The 3,316-nt window shown below is 65.3% G+C and carries 4 protein-coding genes; 1 reads left to right on the forward strand and 3 read right to left on the reverse strand.

Translation table 11 applies throughout. The features are described 5' to 3' along the window. A partial coding sequence (locus Q0C59_RS19280; protein ID WP_407066574.1) for a Bug family tripartite tricarboxylate transporter substrate binding protein occupies window positions 1–353 on the reverse strand: 353 nt, incomplete at its 3' end. A gap of 106 nt (window positions 354–459) precedes the next feature. Beyond that, a complete protein-coding gene (locus tag Q0C59_RS19285) occupies window positions 460–1,548 on the reverse strand; it encodes a tartrate dehydrogenase (RefSeq protein ID WP_291218624.1) in 1,089 nt (362 codons plus the stop codon). Between the two features lie 113 nt (window positions 1,549–1,661). On the opposite strand from Q0C59_RS19285, the gene Q0C59_RS19290 reads away from it, so the two are divergent. Then, window positions 1,662–2,585 carry a LysR substrate-binding domain-containing protein gene (locus tag Q0C59_RS19290; RefSeq protein WP_291218626.1) on the forward strand — a complete coding sequence of 308 codons (924 nt, stop codon included), beginning with the start codon at window positions 1,662–1,664 and terminating at the stop codon, window positions 2,583–2,585. A 3-nt stretch (window positions 2,586–2,588) separates the two neighbouring features. Here Q0C59_RS19290 and Q0C59_RS19295 read toward each other — a convergent pair. After that, the coding region (locus Q0C59_RS19295; RefSeq protein ID WP_291218628.1) for a hypothetical protein at window positions 2,589–3,316 on the reverse strand (728 nt) is incomplete at its 5' end.

Genomic DNA, 3,316 nt, shown 5'->3' on the forward strand with positions numbered 1-3,316 from the left:
TTGGCGAAGTCGTAGGGGAGCTTCTTGTAGACGCTGGAGGCGATGGTGTGGTGCACCGCGCCCATCAGCAGCGTGTAACCGTCGGGCCTGGCCTTGGCCACGAAGTCGGCGCCGATGGTCGCACCCGCGCCGGGTTTGCTCTCGACCACCACCGGTTGCCCCAGGCTTTGTGAGAGCTTGTCGGCCAGCGCCCGGGCCAGCACGTCGGTGGTGCCACCGGCCGCAAACGGCACGATCAGGCTGATGGGCCGCGCGGGCCAGCTTTGCGCCAGGGCGCTGCTGCCGGCAACAGCCAGACCCAGGGCCATGGCTTGAACCACACGACGGCGGGTGAAGGAATGAATGGCTTGCATGCTTGTCTCCAAAAACGGCGCGGTTGGCGCTCTGATGAACCGGGCTCTGCGGCCCGGTGGGGGGTTTCCGGATCACTGAAACAGCGAATCCGGCGTGAACGTCGGCTCAGGCGGCCAGGCGGTGTTCGCGCACAGCGAGCAGCTCGCACACGGCCTGGGTCACCTGCGCGGTGGTGGCCTTGCCACCGAGGTCGCCGGTGTGCAGCGCGGGGTTGGCGGTGACCTGTTCGATCGCTTTCATGAGGCGCCGGGCCGCGTCCATCTCGCCCAGGTGTTCGAGCAGCATCACGCAGCTCCAGAAGGTGCCGATCGGATTGGCCAGGCCCTTGCCCATGATGTCGAATGCCGAGCCGTGGATGGGCTCAAACATGCTGGGGTAGCGGCGCTCGGGGTCGATGTTGCCGGTGGGCGCAATGCCCAGGCTGCCGGCGAGTGCCGCGGCCAGATCGGAGAGGATGTCGGCGTGCAAGTTGGTGGCCACGATCGTGTCCAGAGTGGCCGGTCGGTTCACCATGCGGGCGGTGGCGGCGTCCACGATTTCCTTGTCCCACTTCACGTCGGGGAACTCGCGGGAAATCTCCAGCGCGATCTCGTCCCACATCACCATGGCGTGGCGCTGGGCGTTGCTCTTGGTGATCACGGTGAGCAGCTTGCGCGGCCGGCTTTGCGCCAGCTTGAAGGCGAAGCGCATGACGCGTTCCACCCCCACGCGGGTCATCATGGTCACGTCGGTGGCGGCCTCGATGGGGTGGCCCTGGTGGACCCGGCCACCCACGCCGGAGTACTCGCCTTCGGAGTTCTCGCGCACGATCACCCAGTTCAAATCTTCGGCCTTGCAGCGTTTGAGCGGCGCGTCAATGCCGGGCAGGATGCGCGTGGGGCGCACGTTGGCGTACTGGTCAAAGCCCTGGCAGATCTTGAGGCGCAGGCCCCACAAGGTGATGTGGTCGGGAATGTCCGGGTCGCCTGCAGAGCCGAACAGGATGGCGTCCTTGTGACGCAGCGCGTCCAGGCCATCGGCCGGCATCATCACGCCGTGTTTGCGGTAGTAATCACCGCCCCAGTCGAAGTCCTCGAAAGCAAAGCGAAAGCCGTTGCCTGTGGCGGCCAGGGCTTCGAGCACCTGCTGGCCGGCCGGCACCACTTCCTTGCCGATGCCGTCTCCGGGAATCGTGGCGATGGCGAAGGTTTTCATGGGTTGGTCTCCGTGTGCGGTGGTTCGATGGTGCGAATGTAGGTCTTGCACCGCGTGTCCATTCACCGCTAAAGTGAATCCATTGTTTACTTCAATTCAACAATGGGTGCCCCATGAACAACGCGATCCAACCCGCCGATCTGGGCTTCTTTTCCGTGCTCGCCGGTGCCGGCAGCCTGAGCGCCGCGGCGCGCGAACTCGGCGTGACCACGCCGGCGGTGAGCAAGCACCTGGCGCAGATGGAAGCCCGCCTGGGCGTGTCGCTGGTCAACCGCACCACCCGGCGCATGGGCATGACACCCGAGGGAGAGCTCTACCTGGAGCACGCGCGCCGCATCCTCGGAGAGATTGACGGTATGGAGGAGTTGCTCGGTGTTTCCAAGGGCACCCCCAAGGGCCTGCTGCGCGTGAACGCCACGCTGGGTTTCGGGCGGAGCCATGTGGCGCCGCTGATCTCGCGTTTCGTGCGCAAGCACCCACAGATGGAGGTGCAGCTGCAACTCTCGGTCAACCCGCCCGCGCTCACCGACGACTCCTTCGATGTCTGCATCCGCTTCGGCGCACCGCCCGACGCGCGCGTGATCGCCCGCCACATCGCGCCCAACCGGCGCCTGCTCTGCGCCTCACCCGCCTACCTGGCCAGACACGGCACACCCAAGGTGCCCAACGACCTGATCAAGCACAACTGTATCGGCATCCGCCAGGGTGAAGAGGCTTATGGCTTGTGGCGCCTGACCACGGGACGCGGCAAAAACGCGACCACCGAGGCCATCAAGACCCGCGGCAACCTGACCACCAACGACGGCGAGATCGCGGTCAACTGGGCGCTCGATGGCCACGGCATCCTCATGCGGGCCGAGTGGGACATCGAGCGCTTTCTCGCCACCGGGCGGCTGGTGCAGGTGCTGCCGCAGCACGCCACACCCGACGCCGACATCTACGCCGTCTACCCGCAACGCCACCAGCTCGCGGTGCGCGTGCGGGCGTTTGTGGACTTCGTGGCGCTGGCGTTCAAGAAGCAGACCGACACGGCGTGAGGCCTACTTCGCTGGCGCCGTTGAAGCGACGTCCTTGACGATCAAATCGGAGACGGCCCGAACCTGCTTCGGCGTCACGGCCGAGAAGATGCCTTCCCAGGCACTGGACGAGGTGTTGAACTTCTTGGATCCGAACGGTTTGTTCGCGGGCAGCTCGATGTACTGGGCATCCACGTCCATGTAGGCGTTGCCGGCGATGACGCCCAACATGTACCGCCTGTTCGTGGACACGTACCGGAAGTCATTGACCGTCAATCGCACGAGGATCGATGACCTGGACGGGATGGAAGCCTCGTCCTTGACGAAAACGAACGGCATCCTGGCGCTTTCTGCGGAAGTCGCCAACGACTCTTGCCACTCCGCCAGAAACGAAGACCAGTCGCTGCTGGCCTGCATGGCCGGACTGCCACCGACCACAGCGACGAGCGTTGCGCCTGCCGCCTGCGGTGCTGCGCCTGGGGAGGCCGGCGAGGTGGCGGTCTGGCTGACGGTGGCGGCGCAGCCCGCAAGCAACAGCACGCCGGCGATGAGGAGGGAGCGGTTGAACAGGTTCAGCACGGGAATGTTGAATTCGTTGAGGAGATTGATTGCAGACCAATGGACGATACGCGTTCCCGACGCATGGGCTGGCCGCCATGCCCGAGCGCGCAAATGCGGACATTCATCACGGTCGTCCCCTGAAAGACGGGCTGGAGCAGCGCAATGCGCGGTAACGAACATACAGGCGCCGG

The organism is Hydrogenophaga sp. (assembly GCF_022844385.1).
Classification (GTDB): domain Bacteria; phylum Pseudomonadota; class Gammaproteobacteria; order Burkholderiales; family Burkholderiaceae_C; genus Hydrogenophaga.

What these genes read in the sequence shown, in the direction of transcription:
- Q0C59_RS19285 (WP_291218624.1), bottom strand. Translation starts at nt 1,548, where the DNA reads ATGAAAACCTTCGCCATCGCCACGATTCCCGGAGACGGCATCGGCAAG.
- Q0C59_RS19290 (WP_291218626.1), top strand. Translation starts at nt 1,662, where the DNA reads ATGAACAACGCGATCCAACCCGCCGATCTGGGCTTCTTTTCCGTGCTC.